At 71.2% G+C, this 16599-nt stretch carries 13 protein-coding genes; 7 read left to right on the top strand and 6 right to left on the bottom strand.

Going from position 1 to position 16599, the window contains the following annotated elements:
* Window positions 1-8: 8 nt before the first annotated feature.
* Window positions 9-950: a ThuA domain-containing protein gene (locus ABZX61_RS27155; protein ID WP_355198759.1), complete on the bottom strand. Its 942-nt coding sequence runs from the start codon at window positions 948-950 to the stop codon at window positions 9-11.
* Window positions 951-1127: 177 nt separating this feature from the next.
* Here ABZX61_RS27155 and ABZX61_RS27160 point away from each other — a divergent pair, with 177 nt between their 5' ends.
* On the top strand, window positions 1128-3248 hold the full coding sequence (locus ABZX61_RS27160) for a PQQ-binding-like beta-propeller repeat protein (RefSeq protein ID WP_355198761.1): 2121 nt from the start codon (window positions 1128-1130) through the stop codon (window positions 3246-3248).
* Window positions 3249-3254: 6 nt separating this feature from the next.
* Here ABZX61_RS27160 and ABZX61_RS27165 read toward each other — a convergent pair whose 3' ends face one another.
* The gene (locus tag ABZX61_RS27165) at window positions 3255-4028 is read right to left on the bottom strand and encodes an IclR family transcriptional regulator (RefSeq protein WP_350734405.1); all 774 of its coding nucleotides are present in this window, start codon (window positions 4026-4028) and stop codon (window positions 3255-3257) included.
* A 198-nt stretch (window positions 4029-4226) separates the two neighbouring features.
* Between ABZX61_RS27165 and ABZX61_RS27170 the strand changes: the two genes are divergently transcribed.
* The 6 genes from ABZX61_RS27170 (at window position 4227) to ABZX61_RS27195 (ending at window position 11976) form a co-directional block, all read left to right on the top strand.
* Entirely contained in the window at window positions 4227-5687 is a 1461-nt protein-coding gene (locus ABZX61_RS27170; protein ID WP_355198763.1) for an aldehyde dehydrogenase family protein, read from the top strand.
* On the top strand, window positions 5684-7399 hold the full coding sequence (locus tag ABZX61_RS27175) for a thiamine pyrophosphate-binding protein (protein WP_355198765.1): 1716 nt from the start codon (window positions 5684-5686) through the stop codon (window positions 7397-7399). The genes ABZX61_RS27170 and ABZX61_RS27175 overlap by 4 nt, the downstream gene beginning before the upstream one ends.
* A gap of 99 nt (window positions 7400-7498) precedes the next feature.
* On the top strand, window positions 7499-8632 hold the full coding sequence (locus tag ABZX61_RS27180) for an ABC transporter substrate-binding protein (RefSeq protein ID WP_355198767.1): 1134 nt from the start codon (window positions 7499-7501) through the stop codon (window positions 8630-8632).
* A gap of 1 nt (window position 8633) precedes the next feature.
* Window positions 8634-9503 (top strand): branched-chain amino acid ABC transporter permease, encoded by an 870-nt coding sequence (locus ABZX61_RS27185; protein WP_350734399.1) that lies wholly within the window; start codon window positions 8634-8636, stop codon window positions 9501-9503.
* On the top strand, window positions 9500-11278 hold the full coding sequence (locus ABZX61_RS27190; RefSeq protein WP_355198769.1) for a branched-chain amino acid ABC transporter ATP-binding protein/permease: 1779 nt from the start codon (window positions 9500-9502) through the stop codon (window positions 11276-11278). Before ABZX61_RS27185 ends, ABZX61_RS27190 begins: the two co-directional genes overlap by 4 nt.
* Window positions 11275-11976 carry an ABC transporter ATP-binding protein gene (locus ABZX61_RS27195; protein ID WP_355198771.1) on the top strand — a complete coding sequence of 234 codons (702 nt, stop codon included), beginning with the start codon at window positions 11275-11277 and terminating at the stop codon, window positions 11974-11976. The genes ABZX61_RS27190 and ABZX61_RS27195 overlap by 4 nt, the downstream gene beginning before the upstream one ends.
* A 36-nt stretch (window positions 11977-12012) precedes the next feature.
* Here the strand turns inward: ABZX61_RS27195 and ABZX61_RS27200 are convergent, their stop codons facing one another.
* From ABZX61_RS27200 to ABZX61_RS27215, 4 genes are all read right to left on the bottom strand, one after another.
* Window positions 12013-12789 carry an N-acyl homoserine lactonase family protein gene (locus ABZX61_RS27200; protein ID WP_355198773.1) on the bottom strand — a complete coding sequence of 259 codons (777 nt, stop codon included), beginning with the start codon at window positions 12787-12789 and terminating at the stop codon, window positions 12013-12015.
* Window positions 12786-14102: an MFS transporter gene (locus ABZX61_RS27205; RefSeq protein ID WP_355198775.1), complete on the bottom strand. Its 1317-nt coding sequence runs from the start codon at window positions 14100-14102 to the stop codon at window positions 12786-12788. The genes ABZX61_RS27200 and ABZX61_RS27205 overlap by 4 nt, the downstream gene beginning before the upstream one ends.
* 91 nt (window positions 14103-14193) lie before the next feature.
* The gene (locus tag ABZX61_RS27210; protein ID WP_185074454.1) at window positions 14194-14841 is read right to left on the bottom strand and encodes a TetR/AcrR family transcriptional regulator; all 648 of its coding nucleotides are present in this window, start codon (window positions 14839-14841) and stop codon (window positions 14194-14196) included.
* A gap of 9 nt (window positions 14842-14850) precedes the next feature.
* Window positions 14851-16590 carry a TIM barrel protein gene (locus ABZX61_RS27215; protein WP_355198778.1) on the bottom strand — a complete coding sequence of 580 codons (1740 nt, stop codon included), beginning with the start codon at window positions 16588-16590 and terminating at the stop codon, window positions 14851-14853.
* Window positions 16591-16599 lie beyond the last annotated feature (9 nt).

Here is a 16599-nt window from a genome sequence, read left to right on the forward strand (position 1 = left end):
GCACCTGCTCAGCGACAGAAGGGCGCCATGCCCATGACGGACTTCACGCCGCCGAGCAGGTGCTGGACGAAGTACTGGTCGCCGTCGAGCGGCTCGTCCGTCCACGCCTTGACGTCGTGGCCGAGGGTGGTGAGCCAGGCCCTGCCGCCGTCGTAGTACTGGCACCAGCTGACCGGGTGATCGACGCCGTGGCCGGGGTGTCCGAGGTTGCCGCGCACGCCGCGGGCCAGCGTGCTCTCGTCCACCTTGGCCAGGACGCGGACGCGCGTGGGGAACGGGACGAGGTTGTACCACTCGTCGGTGAAGGCCCAGCGCTGCGGCAGCCCCTGGGTGGAGGCGTCGCGCCGGTCGGCGGTGACGACGGTGCCCGGCTGGTTGGCTGCGTGGTCGTAGAAGTTGGCGTTGCCGAGCAGCCCTTCGTACCAGGGCCAGTTGTACTCGGTGCCGAAGGCGTTGTGCACGCCGACGAACCCGCCCCCGGCCCGGATGTACTGCCGCAGCGCGGTCTGCGCGGCGTCGTCGAGGGTGTCCCGGGTGGTGCTGAGGAACATCACCGCGTTGTACGGCAGCAGCCGCCCCGCCGAGGACAGCTGGGCGACGTCCTCGGTGTAGTCGACGGCGAAGCCGTTGTCCTGGCCCAGCTTGAGCACGGCCTTGATCGCGACGTTGTCGTCGTTGAGCGGCGGGTTGAGCCCGGGACCGAGCGGGGTGCCGAGGTGGGCGTGGCGGGGGCCGGCGGTGCGGCTGTAGACGAGCAGCCGGTAGCCCTTGGCGGGGTCGAAGTTGCCCCAGTCGTGGTAGCAGCGCGGGTCGGTGCCGCGACAGACGCCGTAGTCGGGGTCGCCGAGGTTCTGTGCCCCCTCGCGCGAGGCGGCGGAGCCGGGAGCGGTGGCGGTGAGCAGGAGTGCCGCCGCGCCGGTGAGGGCGGCGATCGACAGTCTGGTACGCATGGGCACCTCACGCCTCGATCCACTAGACGGATCGGATGGTCCACTAAGAGGTTCGAGCGTAACCACGGCCCGGCACGAGAACAAGCTCTTGCCTTCACGTTCGGCCGAGGCTTATGGTGCGTCCGTCATATGGATCAATAGGTCCATGTAGCGGACCGCTGAAGGTGTGTGGTGCCAGTGGAACGACGTAACTTCCTCATCGGCGCGGCCGCGGCGCTGACCACCGCCGCCACGGTCGCGGAACCCGCCACGGCCGCCACGGAACGCCAGCCCGCCTCCCTGGGCGTCGCCGGCAAGGACTTCCCCAAGGTCTGCGGCAACCTGGGCAACCACAACCACTCGCCGCTCAAGCAGATCACCGCCCGGAACCTGAGCCGCCTGGGCGGCGCCTGGCACGTCAACCTCGAAGGCGGCAGCACCGCGGCGCACCAGCAGAGCACGTGCGTCGTCGAGAACGGCGTCCTGTACGTGCAGACCACGCAGCAGAACGTCTTCGCCGTGGACGGCCGGACCGGCGCGATCAAGTGGAAGACCAACCTCGGCACCAGGCAGACCAACATGCGCGGCGTCGCCCTCGGCGAGGGCCTGGTCTTCTCCGCCTCGGGCGCCAACATCGTCTATGCCTTGAAGAAGGACACCGGCCAGGTCGTCTGGCAGCGCCCGCTCATCACCGACGACGAGGGCGGCGGCGACACCGGCGGCTGCGACCCGCAGAACGGCCAGTGCGGCGGCCTGACCGGCACCCTGGCCGGCGCCGTCGTCTACCACGACGGGCTGATCTACGTCGGCATGCAGGGCAGCACCGGCGGCGCGCGCGGCCGGGCGTACGCGCTCACGGCCGCCACCGGCGAGGTCGCCTGGACCTTCTGGGCGTGCCCCGGCGAGGGCCAGTTCGGCAACGACACCTGGGAGGGCGAGTCCTGGAAGACCGGCGGCGCGGTGCCGTGGATCCACCCGGCCGTCGACCCGGAGCTGGGCCTGGTCTACTGGACGTTCGGCGGCTCCTACCCGCGCCTGGACGGCTCCGGCCGGGGCGGCGACAACCTGTTCGCCAACTCGATCGTGGCCATCGAGGCCAAGACCGGCAAGCGCAGGTGGCACTTCCAGTCGGTGCACCACGACATCTGGGACCTGGACAACGTCATGGCGCCCGTGCTCGTGGACATCAAGGTCAAGGGCAGACTGCGTAGAGCCGTCGTCTACGGCAGCAAGGCCGGCATGTTCTACATCCTCGACCGGGAGAGCGGCGAGCCGCTGCACGGCGTGGAGGAACGCCCCGTGCCGCAGGACCCCCGGCAGAAGACCGCGCCGACGCAGCCCTTCCCCGGCGGCGAGCCGTTCATCACGCAGGCGCCCGAGTTCGGCAAGGCGACCAGGCCGGTGCCGTTCTATGCCTGGGGCGGCCTCTACACGCCGCACTGGGACCGGGCCACGATCATCTTCCCGGGCGCGGGCGGCGGCGCGGACTGGGCGCACCTGTCGTACAACCCGCACACGGGCTGGATCTACGTCGGGTACGGGCTGATCAACTCCGGCTTCTCCAACACCCACGACGGCCGGGTCAACACCTCGCGCCCGCTGGGCGAGTACTTCGCGGGCGGCATCGCGGCCGTGGACCCGCGTACCAACGAGCCGGTGTGGACCCTCGACCGCGAGTGGTCGCTGGCGCACGGCAACGGCATCCTGACCACCGGCGGCCGGGTGATGTTCCAGGGCGGGCCGGACGGGCTGCTGCACGCCATGGACGACACCGACGGCCGGATCCTGTGGAGCTTCCAGTGCGGCGCCGGCGTGCACACCAGCCCGATCAGCTACGAGATCGACGGCGAGCAGTATCTCGCGGTCCTGGCCGGCGGCAACGGGCTGCCGTATCCGGACATCCCGCGCGGCGACCACCTGTGGGCGTTCAAGCTGGGCGGCAAGGTGGCCCCGGCGGCCACGCCCACGCCGCCCAGGAAGCGCAACGACATCAGGGCGGCGGCCGTGGCCGGCAGCACCGTCACGCTCGGCCGGATCTGGGACGCCGCGAACCAGCGGCCCGGCGCGACCGAGAACACCGTCGCCCAGAACGCCATGTCACCCCAGCACCTGCGGGTGCCGAAGGGTACGACGGTCACCTTCGCCAACCCGGCCGACAACAAGTCCGCGCACGCCGCCGTGTCGTTCTTCGAGTACGAGTTCGACAGCGGCGTGCTGATGCCCGGCCAGTCCTTCACCCACACGTTCGACACCGCGGGCGAGTACTTCTACAACGACGCGATCTTCCCGCAGAACACCGGCAAGATCGTCGTCTACTGACGGCGCTCAGGCGAGGGGGTGGTCGAAGCCGCGTTCGGACATGCGCTTGGCCACCTCCCGCAGGTCCGCGGCGAACTCCGCGACGCGGTCGTCGCCGAAGCGCACCGTCGGGCCGCTGAGCGTCAGCGCCGCCACGGTCGCCCCCGAGCCGCTCGTCACGGGCACGGCGACCGCCGACAGGCCCGGCTCGCGCTCGCCGTGGCTGGCCGCGTAGCCGTCGCGCGCCGCCTGGTCGATCCACTCCCGCAGGGTGGCCGTGTGGGACTCGCCGTACGGGGAGGAGCGGGCGACCCGGGACAGCAGCCGCTCGGGGGCGTCCTTGAGCAGGATCTTCGAGGAGGCCCCCGCCCACAGCGGCAGCTCGTCGCCGACCCGTACGACGTGGCGCAGCGGCTGCGGGCTCTCCTGCTGGGCGATGCAGACGCGGTGGACGTCGCGCAGCACGTACAGGTTGACGGTCTCCCGCTGCCGCGCGCCGAGCTCGCGCATGAGCTGGACGGTCTCCGGCGGCAGCTCCCACGCCGTGCGGGCCAGATGCGCCCACCGCCACAGGGCGGGGCCGGCCGCGTAGCCCTTCGGCGTGCTCCACAGCAGCCCCATGTGCTCCAGGGTCTGCAGCAGCCGCAGCGCCGTCGTCTTGGCCAGCCCCGTCTCCTCGACGACCTCGCGGATGGTCAGCGTCCGCCGCTCCTCGGTGAGCAGCGACAGGATGTCGAACGCCCGCTGGACGCTGCGCACGCCGCCGCTCTCACCGGACTCTGCGGGAAGGTTCGAAGGCACGGGTCCTCACTTGTGGGTAGAAGGTGAACCTGCTGCCCACCTTCTCATGCGGTCCGCAGGCTAACATCCGGTCCGCTTGATGGTCCATATGATCCGCTATGTGGATCAGGGTCTTGCCAGAACCCGTACCGCCCTCATACCGTGAGGCCATCCACAGTGCGGTTCATGAGAACCGCTTAGCGGATCCCTGGAGCCGCCATGAACGCAATCCACGACACCGGCTGCCTGGTCGCCGGCCAGTGGCTCACCGAAGGATCGCGGGCCGAGCGCGTCGGCCCCTACGTCCGCCAGGTCGTCAGCCGGGCCAGAACGGCGCAGGCCGACGACGTCACCACAGCTCTCGGCTACGCTCAGCGGTCGGCGAGGACGATCGCGCGGCTGGCCCCGGCCACCCGCGCGGACATCCTGGAGCGCGCCGCCGCCGCGCTCACCGATCGCGGCGGCGAGCGCGGCGAGGAGTTCGCTCGCCTCCTGGCGCTCGAACTGGGCAAACCGCTCAAGGACGGGCGCGGCGAGGTGCTGCGGGTGGCCGACACGCTGTCCGTCGCGGCGGCCGAGGCCAGGCGGATCGGCGGCGAGGTGCTGCCGGTGGCGGGCTGGGCGCGCGGCGTCGGCAACACCGCCCTCACCCAGCGCGCCCCGGCGGGCCCGGTGCTGGCGATCACGCCGTTCAACGCGCCCGCGAACCTGCTGGCCCACAAGCTCGCCGCCTCCTTCGCCGCCGGCAACACCACCATCGTCAAGCCGCCGCCGCAGGCCCCGGCCGTCTCCACGGCGCTGGTCGAGCTGCTGCTCGACGCCGGCATGCCGGTCGAGGCCGTACAGGTCCTGCACGGCGGCGGCGAGGTGGGCGCGCGGCTGTGCGCGGCACCGGAGATCGCCGTGGTGAGCTTCACCGGCGGCGTCGCGGCCGGGCACGCCGTTGCCCACGCCGCCGGGCCGAAGCGGGTGCTGCTCGAACTCGGCGGCAACGCCGCGACCATCGTGTGCGAGGACGCGGACGTCGCCGAGGCGGCCCGGGTCTGCGCCCGCACCGGCTTCAGCAACTCCGGCCAGAGCTGCATCTCGGTGCAGCGCGTCTACGTCCAGCGCTCCCGCTTCGAGGACTTCGCCGACGCCCTGACCGGCGAGGTGAAGGCCCTGGCCGTGGGCGACCCCCTCGACCCGGCGACCGACGTGGGCTCGATGGTGGACGACGCCGCGGCCGAGCGCGTGGTCCGCTGGAGCGCCGAGGCCGCCGGGGCGGGCGCCCGCATCACCGCGGGCGGCAGCCGCGACGGGGCGGTGATGGCGCCCACCGTCGTGGTCGCGCCGCCCCGCGACGCGCGGGTGGTCAGGGAGGAGGTGTTCGGCGCGCTGGTGGCCGTGCTCCCCTATGACGGCTTCGACGAGGTGATCGAGGAGTGCAACCGCAGCTCGTACGGCCTTCAGGCCGGGATCTTCACCCACGACGTGCGCCGCATCCTCACCGCCTGGCGGGAGCTGGAGGTCGGCGGCCTGATCGTCAACGGCTCCTCCAACTTCCGCCTCGACCACGTCCCGTTCGGCGGCGTGAAGGACTCCGGCATCGGACGCGAGTCGCCCCGCTGGATGATCGAGGACTTCACCGTGACCAAGACCCTCATGCTCAAGGGGCTGACGATCTGGGGAGATCAATGACCACCGCCGCCCACGCGCTCGTCGCGCAGCTGGAGGAGCTCGGCGTCGAGTACGTCTTCGGCACCTGCGGGCACACCAACATCGCGGTGCTCGACGCGCTGGCCGACAGTCCCATCCGCTTCGTCATCGCCCGCCACGAGCAGGCCGCCGCGCACGCCGCCGACGGCTACGCCCGCGCCGGCGGCAAGCCCGGCGTGCTGCTCGTGCACGTCGGGCCCGGCCTGACCAACGCCGCCACCGGCGTCATGACCGCCGCGCTCGACTCGGTGCCCCTCATCGTGATCTCCGGCGACATCCCCTCCTACTACCGGGGCCGCCACCCGCACCAGGAGATCAACCTGCACGCCGACGGCGACCAGGCGTCGGTCTTCCGCCCCTTCGTCAAGCGGGCCTGGAACGTGCACCGCGCCCAGGACCTGGGCCGGGCCGTGGAGCGGGCCTTCTGGACGGCATTGTCGGGACGGCCGGGCGCCACGCTCGTCAACGTGCCGATGGACGTCTTCTCCCGGCCCGCGGCGCCGTACCCGCCGATCAGCCACGCGGCGCCGCCCGGCCTGCCCGAGGCCGGCGCCGAGCTGATCGCCGCGACGCTGGCGGCGGCCGAACGGCCGCTCATCTACGTCGGCGGCGGCCTGCGTGAAGAAGCCGACGCGCTGATCGCGCTGGCCGAGCATCTGGACATCCCCATCGCGCACTCGCTCATGGCCAAGGGCACCGTGCCCGACGCCCACCCGCTCGTGCTGGGCATGCCCGGCTTCTGGGGGCTGGAGCTGACGAACGCGTACGCCCGGGAGGCCGACGTCGTGCTCGCCCTGGCCACCCGCTTCGCCGAGACCGACGCCAGCTCCTGGGACCCCCGCTTCACCTGGGACTTCTCCGCCGGCAGCACGCTGATCCAGATCGACATCGACCCGGCCGAGCTCGGCCGCAACTACCCGGTGGCGATCGGCGCGGTCGCCGACGTGGGGCTCGCGGTCAGGGCGCTGGCCGAGGCCGCCAAGGCCCATCCCCCGGCCGACAGGCCGGAGCTGAGGGAGCAGATCCGCGAGGCCAGGTCCGGGCTGTTCACCGCGAGCAGGGAGCGCGGCCGGAGCGAGGACTTCCCGCTGCGGCCCGAGCGCATCCTGGCGGACCTGCGCGAGGCGATCCCCGCCGACGCCGTGCTGGTCACCGACGTGGGCTGGAACAAGAACGGCGTCGCCCAGTGCTACGAGCTGCCGCCACAGGGACGGTTCATCACCCCCGGCGGCGCCTCCACCATGGGGTTCGGCCCGGCCGCGGCCGTGGGCGTGCAGCTGGCCCGGCCGGAGCGGACGGTGGTCGCGCTCATCGGCGACGGCGGCATGAGCGCGCAGCTGCCCGCCGTGCCGCTGGCGGTCGAGCAGGGCGCCCCCGTGATCTTCGTGGTGATGAATAACAGGTCGCACGGGACCATCTCGGACCTGCAGGCGGCCCACTTCGGCCGCAGCCACGGCTGCGACTTCACCGACCCGGCCGGGCGGCCCTACAGCCCGGACTTCGCCGCGCTCGCCGTCGCGTGCGGCGCCGACGGTCACACCGTCACCACGCCCGCCGAGTTCGGCGCGGCCCTGCGCGCGGCCGTCGCGAACCGGCGTCCCGCGGTCATCGACGTCCCGATGGTGAACGAACCGGTGCCGACACCCGGCCACTGGAACATCAAGGACATCTATCAGGGGATGTTCTCCGACTGAAACCGTTGCGCGTTCGATATTTCCTCCGCTTCCGTGCGGCGCTATAACGAACGTACTAGTCCGTGAATTAACTCTCTCACCTACCCCCAGAGGTGAATCGTGAGATTTCCGATCGTCGCGGCCGCGTTCATCCTGCTCGCCGCCTGTGCCCCGCCCGGACAGTCGAACCAGCCAGGCGCCGGCGCCACCGGACCCATCAAGATCGCGAACGTCGACGCCCAGAGCGGGCAGCTCAGCTCGCTCGGCCAGTGGGAGCACAAAGGCGTGAAGCTGGCCATCGACGAGGCCAACAAGGCCGGCGGCGTCGACGGGCGGCAGATCCAGCTCGACCTGTTCGACAGCCAGGGCGACCCGACCGTCGGCACCAACCTGGCCAGGAAGATCGCCGGCGAGGGCTACGTCGCCATGCTCGGCACCGCCGAGAGCGCGGTCACCCTGGCCATGGCGCCCATCCTCAAGGACGCCAAGATCCCGAACATCACCTCGGGCCAGTCGCCCAAGCTCGCCGAGCTGAAGAGCCCGTTCCTCTTCCTCAACGCGCCGACCAGCGTCACCTTCGACGAGACGCTCGCCAAGTACCTGGTCGACGAGAAGGGGCAGAAGAAGATCGCGCTGATCAGCAACAACGGCGCCTACGGCAGCGGCGAGCACGACGCCTTCCTCGACGCCCTCAAGACCAGGAGCGTCACCCCGCTGGCCGACGAGGTCGTCACCCCCGACCAGAAGGACTTCAACGCCAACCTCGCCAAGATCCGCGAGAAGGACCCGGAGGTGCTGTTCATCGGCGCCGAGGAGGTCCAGTCGGGGCTGATCGCCAAGCAGGCCCGCGAGCTGGGGCTCAAGGCCGTCTTCGCCGGCGGCGCCCCGATGGGCACCGACGTGTACGCCACCACGGCCGGGCTGAAGAACGCCGAGGGCTCGATCGTCAGCTCGCCCTACCTGAGCAACGACGCCAGCGACGCCATCAAGGCGTTCGCCGCCAAGTACAAGGCCGCCTACAACGAGGAGGCCCGCATGCACGTCGCCAAGGCGTACGACGGCGCGTCGATCCTCATCGAGGCGCTCAAGCAGACCATGGGCGAGGGCGGGCAGAAGCTGGCCGACGCCATCCGCGGCGTCAAGCGCGCCGGGCTGCTGGGCGACTACGACTACGACGCCAACGGCGTCGGCATCCACACCACCAAGATCGGCCTGGTCAAGGACGGCAAGGTCGTGCCCGAGGCCGCGAGCTGACGTGCAGGTATTCCTCCAGACCCTGATCGGCGGGGTCACGTTCGGAGCGGTGTACGCGCTGGTGGCGATGGGGTTCTCGATCGTCTACCGCACCATGGGGCTGGTCAACTTCGCCCACGGCAGCGTCGTCATGATCGGCGCGTACGCCGCCTCCACGTTCTACCTGGCCAGCCGGCTCCCCTTCGCCGTCGCGATCGTCGTGGCCATCGCGGTCACCGGCCTCATCGGCCTGGTGATCGAGCGCTTCCTGCGCCCCCTGGAGAACAAGGACTTCACGCTGATGCTGATCGGCACGATCGGCTTCGGCGCCGTCCTGGAGGCGGGGGCGGTCCTCGTCTGGGGGGCCACCGGCCACGCGGTGCCCTCCCCCGTCGCCACCGAGCCGATCGACCTGGCCGGCGTCCGCATCCCCACGTACAACGTGCTCGTGATCGCGGTCGCGGCGGCGGCGACCGGGCTGCTGGCGCTGTTCCTGCAGCGCACCAAGCGCGGCGCGGCCATGCAGGCGGTCGCCATGGACCACCAGGCCGCCACCGCGGTCGGCATCCACGTCGGGCGCAGCAACGCCATGGCCTTCGCCATCGGCGCGGGCCTGGCGGCGCTGGCGGGCAGCCTGGTCGGGCCCATGCTGTACGTCAACCCGACCATGGGCGGCACCCTGGGCATCAAGGGCTTCGCGGCCGCCATGCTGGGCGGCTTCGGCAGCATGCCGGGGGCGATCGTCGGCGGGCTGGCCTTCGGGCTGCTCGACGCGTTCGCCGCGGGCAACTTCCAGGAGTACTCGGAGCTGGTGACGTTCCTGGTGTTCGCCGCCGTGGTCATGATCCGCCCGACCGGCATCTTCGGAGAGGCCACGGTGAACCGCGCATGAGACGTCTGGCCTGGCTCGTCCCCGTCGCCGTGGCCGCCTGGCTGCTCCCCTACGGCCTGGGCGGCTACTCGATGCACGTCGCCGACGTGGCGATCATCTTCGCGATCCTGGCCGTCGGCCTCGGCCTGACCATGGGCGTGGCCGGGCAGATCAACCTGGCCCAGGTCGCCTTCTTCGGCGTCGGCGCCTACACCGTGGCCATCCTCACCACGCAGGCCGGCTTCGGCTTCTGGACCGCCGCGGTCCTGGCGGTGGTGGCCGCCGTGGTCTTCGGCGCGCTCGTGGGGGTGCCCGCGCTGCGGATGCAGTCGCACTACCTGGGCATCGTGACGCTCGGCCTGGCCCTGGCCTTCACCAACTGGGTCACCAACGCCACCGTCGCGGGCCGCGCCGAGGGCATCAGCGATGTGCCGGTGCCGCCGATGTTCGGCCTCGACCTGTCCAGCGGCTACCTCTTCTACTACGTCGAGCTGATCGTCTTCGCGCTCGTCCTGGCCTTCGCCCTGCTGGTCGCCCACTCGCCGCTGGGCCGCAGACTCCGCGCCATGCGCGACGACGACCTCGCGGCGGGCGCGCTGGGCGCGGAGATCCCGCTGCTGCGCATGACCGCCTTCGTGCTGTCCGGCCTGTACGGCGGTGTCGCGGGCGTCCTGTACGCCGGGCTCATCCGTTTCGTCGCTCCCGAGTCGTTCAACATCGCGAACATGTTCCTCCTGCTCGCCATGGTGATCATCGGCGGCCGGAGCAGCGTCCTGGGCTGCGTCGTCGGCGCCGTCGCGCTCTCCCTGGTCAGGGAGGCGCTGCTGGACGCCTCCGCCTACGCCCAGCTCGGCTACGGCCTCGTGGTCGTGCTCGTGGTGGTGTTCGCGCCCAAGGGCCTGGCCGGGCTGCCCCGCCAGCTCCTGCGGCGCCGTCGCGACGGCTCGCGTGCCCAGCTCGGCCCCTTCCGGCCGTACGAGGCCGCCGCGCCCGCCCCTTCGGACGGCGACGTGCTGGAGGTCCGGGACGTGACCAAGCGGTTCAAGGGCCTGGTCGCGCTCGACGGGGTGTCGCTCACCGTGCCCGCCGGGCAGATCCGCGGCATCGTGGGGCCCAACGGCTCCGGCAAGACCACGCTGTTCAACGTCATCAGCGGCTTCTACACGCCCACCCAGGGGTCGGTGCGGCTGCGCGGGCGCGACGTGACGGGGGCGGCGCCGTACCGGCTGTCGCACCGCGGCGTGGCCAGGACCTTCCAGAACCTGCGCCTGTTCGAGGACCTCAGCGTGCGCGAGAACCTGCTCGTCGGCCTGGACCGCACTCCCACCACGTGGATCTGGCGCTATCCGGGCCTGCCCTGGAAGGTGCTGGGCTACGAGCGGGAGCTGCGCGAGCGGGCCGGGGAGCTCATCGAGCGGTTCGGGCTGGGCGAGGTCGCCGACGCCGAGCCGCGCTCGCTGCCGTACGGGATCCAGCGGCGCATCGAGCTGGCCCGCGCCATGGCCATGCGGCCCGGCCTGCTCCTGCTGGACGAGCCCGCCGCCGGAATGAATGGTGAGGAGGTGCGCCGGCTCGGCGAGATCGTCCGCTCCATCAGGGACTCCGGCGTGACCGTCGTGATCATCGAGCACAACATGGGCCTGGTCATGTCGCTGTGCGAGCAGGTCACCGTGCTGTCGGGCGGCCGCGTCATCGCCGACGGCCCGCCGGCCGAGGTGGCCGTGCACCCCGACGTCGTGGCCGCCTACCTCGGCGACTCGATGACCGCCCCCACCGCCGAGGAGGCCACCCGTTGAGCACGCTCACCGTCGAGAACCTCTCCGTCCACTACGGCGGTGTACGCGCCGCCCACGACGTCTCCTTCACCGTCGAACCCGGCCAGTCGCTGGGGATCATCGGCGCCAACGGCGCGGGCAAGACCTCCACGCTCAAGGCCGTCATGGGCCTGGCGCCCCGGCGGGCCGGCGCGATCCACTTCGGCGGGCACGACCTGCTGCGCACGCCCGCGCACACCCTGGTGCGGCACGGCATCGGCTACGTCCCCGAGGGCCGGCACGTCTTCCCGGGCCTGAGCGTCGAGAAGAACCTCCTGCTCGGGGCCTACACGCAGAGCTGGAAGCGCACGCCTGTCGACGAGGTGTACGAGGTCTTCCCGGTGCTGCGCGAGATGCGCCACCGCCTGGCGGGGGCCCTGTCCGGGGGCCAGCAGCAGATGCTGGCCGTCGGACGGGCGCTGATGTGCCGCCCCAAGGTGATGCTGCTGGACGAGCCCTCGATGGGGTTGTCGCCGATCCTCGTCGCCGAGATCGCCGCCGTGCTCAAGCGGCTCAACGCCGATGGCCTGGCCATCCTGCTCGTCGAGCAGAACGCCAAGCTCACCTTCGACGTCACCACGACCTGCCTGGTGATGGAGAACGGCGAGATCGCCGCCACCGGCACCTCGGCCGAGCTCCGCGACGACCCCCAGGTCCGCCGCATCTACCTCGGCCTGTGACCCCCCGGCGGCGGTACCCCGCGGCCGGGAGGTGGGTCAGCCGGCGATCTCCGCGATGTCCGGCTCCAGCAGGGGGAAGCGCTTGAGCACCTCCGGGTCGTGGCCGGCGACCACCAGGTGGGGCCCGTCGGCCAGCTCGTTGATCCGGTCGAAGGCGCCGTACATGCCGGTCATGCTGTGCAGGATCGGGAACGGCCGGTCGCCCTCGATGTTCTCGTAGAAGTGGCTCGCGTCGGAGGCCAGCACGACGTGCCCGCGGGCGGTGCGCACGCGCACCACCTGCATGCCCGCCGTGTGGCCGCCGACCAGGTGCACGCTCAGACCGGGCACCACGGTCGCGTCGCCGTCGAGCAGGGACACGCGGCCGTCCCGGCGGGCGGCCTGGAGGTGGGCGAGGTCGTCGTCGTTCAGCAGCCAGCGCTCCCCCGTGACGCGCTCGGCCCAGGGTCCCGTCCAGTAGTCCAGTTCGGCCTGCTGCAGGACGTAGCGGGCGGAGGTGAACTCGCCGGCGGTGCCGGTGTGGTCGTAGTGCAGGTGGGTCAGCACCACGTGATCGACGGCGTCCGCCGCCACGCCCAGCCGGGCCAGCGCCTCCACCGGCGAGGCCAGGTAGCGCAGCCCCGCGGCCCGTTCGGCGCGCGCCCGGCCGATGCCGGTGTCGATGACGACCGTGTGCTCGTCGTTGACGGCCAGCCAGACGTAGTACGCGGTGGGGTGCGGCTCGGCTCCCCGGGTGTCGTAGCCGTGGAAGTGCTCGCCACGCCGGGCATCGCGCTCGGCGTAGCGCAGGGCGTACACGCGGAAACCGGTCACACCCGCACCGGTTCCTTGAGCCCGAGCTGCTCGGTGGGGACGCGGTAGGTCTCCCGGGCGGTGGCCACGGCGGCCACGTTGACCAGGCACACGACGGCGGTGATGACCGACACGCCCAGCCAGCTGCCCTGGCCGGTACCCGCCAGCGCCGTGGCCACGGTCGGCGCGAAGCCGGCGATCGCGAAGCCGATCTGGGTGCCGATCGCCATGCCCGACAGGCGGACCCGGGTGGTGAACATCTCACCGTAGAACGACGGCCAGACGCCGCTGGTGGCGCTGTGCACGATGCCGAACATCAGGATGCCCACAACGAAGATCAGGGGATAGCTGCCGATGGAGATCGACCACAGGTAGGCGAACATCAGCGCCGCGCAGCCCAGCGAGCCGCCGATGAAGACCGGCTTGCGGCCGATCCGGTCCGACAGCCGCCCCCACAGCGGGATCGTGATGACCGCGGCGACGTTGGCCAGCACGCCGACCCACAGCATGGGGCCGCGTTCCAGGTGCATGGTGTTGACGGCGTACGACAGCGCGTGGACGGTGAAGATCGTGCTCACCGAGGCGATGACCGCGGCCACGACCACGCGCAGCACGTCCCCCCGCTGCTCGCGGAAGAGCACGGCCAGCGGCATCCTGGCCACGTTGTTGGTGGCGACCTCCTGCTCGAAGGCGGGCGTCTCCTCCAGCGTGCGGCGGATGACCAGCCCGACGGCGGCCACCCCGATGCTCAGCCAGAACGGCACCCGCCAGCCCCAGCTCAGCAGCTGGTCCTCGGGCAGCGCGGCGATCGGCAGGAAGATCGCGGTGGCGATGATCTGCCCGGCCTGGGTGCCGTTGAGCGTGAAGCTGGTGTAGTAGGCCCGGCGGGTGTCGGGGGCGTGCTCGAGCGTCATCGAGTTGGCGCCGGCCTGCTCGCCGGAGACGGAGAAGCCCTGCAGCAGGCGCAGGACCACGAGCAGGACCGGGGCGAGCACGCCGACCTGGTCGTAGGTGGGCAGGCAGCCCACCAGGAACGTCGAGGCGCCCATCATGACCAGCGTGGTGACCAGGACCTTCTTGCGGCCGAACTTGTCGCCCACGTGCCCGAGCACGAACGCGCCGACCGGCCTGGCCAGATAGCCGACGCCGAAGGTGGCCAGGGCCAGGAGCGTACCCGTGGCGGGCGAGCTGGACGGAAAGAAGATCTTGCTGAAGACGAGCGCGGCCGCGGTGCCGTAGATGAAGAAGTCGTAGTACTCCAAGGCACTACCGATCCATGCAGCTATAGCCGCTTTGCGAGGTTTGCCCTGCACCGTCACGATTATGCTCCTCACGGGGGGAATGGCATAGCGCAGTGGCAGGAAACTAACTCACTGGTTCGTACATTACAAGGGTGTTGCCAATCGGTTACCTGGGATTCGGCTCTCAGGCCTGACCGCGGAGGTAGGCGACGACCATCTCGCCCACCATCCGGCGCAGCCGATCGCGGTGCTCCGGCGCCGTCATGTCGCGCCCGAACAGCGCGCCGAACGTGTGCTGGTTGGCCACCCGGAAGAAGCAGAACGAGCTGATCATCATGTGCACGTCGATCGCGTCGGCGTCGGTCACGAACTCGCCCGAGGCCTGCCCCGCGTCCAGGATGCGCGAGATGACGTCGAGCACCGGCGTGCCGAGGTTGGCCAGCACCTCGGACTTGCGGATGTGCTCGGCCTGGTGGACGTTCTCGATGGCGACGAGCTTGATGAAGTCGCGGTGCAGGTCGTGGTGGTCGAAGGTCAGCTCCGCCAGGGTGCGGATCGCCTCCACCGGGGCCAGGTGCTCGACGTCGATCGTCCGCTCCATCGCCCGGACCTCGGTGTAGGCCTTCTCCAGGACCGCGATGTAGAGCCGCTCCTTGCTGCCGAAGTAGTAGTAGATCATGCGCTTGGTCGTGCGCATGCGCTCGGCGATCTCGTCCACGCGCGCGCCCGCGTACCCGTGCCGGGCGAACTCCTGCTGGGCGACCTTGAGGATCTCCGCCTTGGTGCGCTCGGCGTCCCGCTGGCGTTCGGAGGCGACGGGTTGCGTGGTCATTCGGTCATCTTAGTGAGGTCCGGCGTGCTGTACGGAGAGCCGGATCGGGGCGTTCCCGGCGCCGTACCCCTGGTAGCCGCCCGTGCGCTGGACGAGCTCGAAGAAGACGCGGCCCACGGTGACGGTGTACAGGTGCAGGAACTCGCCGTGGGCGTCCCGGTCGTACAGCACGCCCAGCTCCCTGAGCTCGGGGTCGACGTCGTCGTGGCGGGCCTCCAGGTCGTCGTAGTAGTTGGCGGGGATGGGCAGCAGCAGCTCCGGATGCTCGGCCCGCAGGCGGCGGGCGACGGCCACGACGTCGTCGCAGGCGAGCGCGACGTGCTGCCACGGCAGGTCCCTGGCGCCGACCTGGGTGAGGTTGATGACCATCCGGACCGCGCCCTCGGCGGCCGACATCGCCTTGCTGCGCAGCAGCCCGTACGGGTCGGGCAGCTCCAGGCTCTCCTGGGGCCGCAGGCCGAGCACGGTGCGGTAGAACAGCTCGGCCTCGTCGAAATAGTGGAACGGCTGGGTGAGGGCCACGTGGTCGATGCGGGTGATCTCCCCGGCGACCGGCCCAGAGAGCGGCCTCGCGGGGTCGAAGTCGTCGAGCCAGGCCGTGTCGCAGAAGAAGATCTCGGTGCCGTCGGGGGCGGCGACGGCGTCCAGGCGCGCCTCCCTGGGCGCGCGCTCGCGCGGCAGGACCGGCGACAGCAGCGACTCGGCGTGCTTGACCGCCGCGCCGGGGTCGGGGCTGTCCAGCCCGATGGCGACCAGCGCGGGGTCCCCGCCTGCGGCGTTCAGCAGCAGCCGCGCGCCGCCCTGCTCCCACAGCTCGACGGGTTTGGTGGGATGTGTCCCGGTACGTTGGAAGCCGAGCGCGCTCAGGACTCCGCCGAGAGCTTCGGGGTCGGCCAGCTCCGCGAAGGCGAACCCGGTGGGGACGGCCGGATGGGCGGCCCCGTACAGGGTGTCCTCCAGGGCGATGAGCGAGCGCATGCCGTCGCGGGCCGTGCGGGCGGTGCCGGCCTGGCGGAAGTGGTCGTTGAAGACCTCCAGCGAGAGCGGGCCGGTGTATCCGGCGTCGAGGACGTGCCGGACCAGCCCCGCCACGTCGAAGTTGCCCTGGCCGGGGAAGCAGCGGTAGTGGCGGCTCCACTGCAGCACGTCCATGGCCAGCAGCGGCGCGTCGGCGAGCTGGAGGAAGAAGATCTTCTCGCCGGGGATCGCCTCGATGCCGATCGGGTCGGAGCCGCGCGACAGGATGTGGAAGCTGTCCAGGCAGGTGCCCAGGTTCGGGTGGTCGGCCATGCGCACCAGGCGCCAGGCGTGCAGGTACTCGTTGACGTGCCGGCCCCAGGCCAGCGCCTCGTAGGCGATGCGGATCCCGTGCTCGGCGGCCCGTTCGGCGAGCAGCCGCAGCTGGGAGGCGGCCAGCTCGTCGTCGCCGATCGCCTCGGGCGAGACGTTGGAGCAGACCAGCAGCAGGTCGGCGCCCAGCCGCTCCATGGTCCGGAACTTGTGCTCGGCGCGGCGCAGGTTGCGGGCCAGCAGGTCGGCGGGCACGGCCTCGAAGTCGCGGAAGGGCTGGTAGAGGTCGATGGAGAGCCCCAGGTCCGCGGCGCGGGCCCGGATCTCCTCGGGCGGCAGCGGGCAGACCAGCAGGTCGTTCTCGAAGATCTCCACGCCGTCGAACCCGGCGGCGGCGATGGCGTCCAGCTTCTCGGTCAGCGTGCCGCTCACCGACACGGTGGCGATGGACTTGCGCATGACTTCTCC

This window comes from Nonomuraea sp. NPDC003709 (assembly GCF_040610775.1).
In the GTDB taxonomy this organism is placed as follows: domain Bacteria; phylum Actinomycetota; class Actinomycetes; order Streptosporangiales; family Streptosporangiaceae; genus Nonomuraea; species Nonomuraea angiospora_A.